Here is a 2,218-nt window from a genome sequence, read left to right as displayed (position 1 = left end):
CGGTCCTGCGTCGGTTGTCTGCGGCTGCATCGCCGCGGGCGACATGTTGTACACCTGCTCTGGCGACGAAGCAGACGTGTCGAGCACGTCATTCGAGTCGTAATCGAAATCGAGATTGTCAGACATTCTTGACGATGTTCTTCGTGTAGTCGTTCGCACTGCCAAGTCCACCGAGCGGTCTTACGCCTTGGTCCAACGTCATTCGTGCGATCTCCCAAATAAAAAAGCCGCCCGAAGGCGGCTTGCTGTCATGTGCGTGATGCGTTGGGCGTCACGCCCAGACTCCTTGCAGAATGGTTGGTGCTCCGCGCGAGCAGTCGTCGAAAAATGTCATGATACGATGCTCCCCCCGCCGCTCCAGGTCAGACGTGCGCCCGCTACGGGCGGCGCCGAGAACGTCACGACAGCGTTTGACAAGTCGTAATCCGTTACCGTTACCGCGGTTGACTTCGTCGGGATATAGCTTCCGGGCGTCGCGCCTTTTTCTGCTTCGACGCATGCGATATACACCTTCGCGGTCAAGGGGACGCCGACGTTATCCGTCTTGCTCATGAACAACTCGACCGCGCGTCCCGTTCCATTCGCTGTACCCGAGACGCTGTAGGCCCTCCATACCGTATCGAGCTTGAGGATCTTTTGATTGGCGTCGTCGACACAGATTCTGAATTGCAATGGTTGATCGGCCCGAAGCCATGCACTTACGCAAGCCTTCGTTCCTGAGGGGTAAATCTGCGCGCCGATGCTATAAAGAAGGCCGGCAGTGTTGTTGTTATTGCCGGTACAGTCCGATAGCGGGAAAGACCACGCCGTAGCAGTGCCATCTGGTCCAATAGCGCCCTTTGTCAGCGTTGCCGGTGTGACGTAGTAGTGACTCCACGTCTGGGCGTCCAGATCATTCGAGTTCAACGCAAGATTCGTCCGAGGCGTTGAATACAGAATCTGCTTGCCTTGCCAGTCTTCACGATAGACCGATGCCGACGACACAGCGCTCAACGGAACACCGCGATACGTCAGCGGGAATGACTTCGTGACGCCATCGCCGATGCCGAATAGCTCGTCTGTCGCTGACACGTTCGTCAATTGAAGCCGGGTTGCGTCGGAAAGTTCGGCGTCGCTTAAACGTCGCGGCCAGTACTGCAGCGAGCGGACGGATTCGCACGCATTGAATTGACTGCGAGCCGAGCCAATCGACAGCAACGCTGGCGTGAACGCCTTGGTCGCAGTAATTGTGATCGGCGCACCGCCGTTGATCGACGCCACGGCCGATGCTCCGCCGGCGCTGTATGCAATGGCCGCTCGGAAACGCTCACCATCAGCGACCGTTTTGCCGAGAGACGTTCCTGTCGCACCTCCACTGTACGCAACCAGGCCGCCTCCGCCCAACGCCTTATAGATGCCGATGCCGCTGTTCACGCCGTCGTCGAGCGAGAAGGCGAACATGCCGCCGCCCACGACGCCGCGAAAGGCACCGTCGAACACTAGCGTACCCTCCAGCGGATTGATCGCACCCGTATCTTTGATGGACAGGTACTCGTTCGTGCGCGTCGTGGTGGCTGATGTCGTCGGAATGAAGCTCGTGCTCGTGCCCATCTCCATCTGCGCGCCGCCGAAATAGAAGCCCGAGACGCCGTCACCCGTGGAGGGGCGACTCAGATCGTCGGCTTTCATGAGATACACGTTGGCGCGCACACCGGTTCCGCTCGACACCATTCCACTGACGCGGCACTCCACCCAGCCGTCTTTGAGCGGGATGCACGTCGCGCTCTTGAGACTCCAGGCGCCCGAGCCGCCATAGGTCTTGCCAACCGTAGCCAAAGGCAGATTGAAGTCGGCACAGCAGTAGTCGACGGAGCCGCTGTCCGTCAGCATCACCATCGCGACGGTGCGCTCGGCCGGTTTGAGCCTCACCCACAGGCTCCATTGCGTGCTCGTCGAAATCGACGTGGTGTAGTACTGAGAGACTGCATGTACGGTGTTCGCAGTTCCTTCAATAATTTTTCGGGCGAGCGTGCTCTTGTCCGGCGCAAGCGTGCCGTCCGTCGTCACGGTCACATCCAACAAATTCCACTTTTCCGGCGCGCTGGCGTTGAGCAGCACATTCGTGCGCGCGCTCTCAAGCAGCAATCCCGTCGACGCGCCAGTGACCGGTTCGTGATCAAACCGCGCGACGTTCGGCGCTGCGGTTTGCATGACGCCGTTCACATCGAAGTACGTCGCA

1 protein-coding gene is annotated in these 2,218 nt (G+C 59.3%); it reads right to left on the bottom strand.

Annotation, left to right across the window (positions count from 1 at the left end; genetic code table 11):
• Nucleotides 1-330: 330 nt before the first annotated feature.
• The coding region (locus AWB76_RS38535) for a phage head spike fiber domain-containing protein (protein ID WP_445343878.1) at nt 331-2,218 on the bottom strand (1,888 nt) is incomplete at its 5' end.

The organism is Caballeronia temeraria, assembly GCF_001544795.2.
GTDB lineage: Bacteria > Pseudomonadota > Gammaproteobacteria > Burkholderiales > Burkholderiaceae > Caballeronia > Caballeronia temeraria.
Note: the sequence above shows the minus strand (reverse complement) of the source record. Positions and strands in the feature narration are given on the sequence as shown.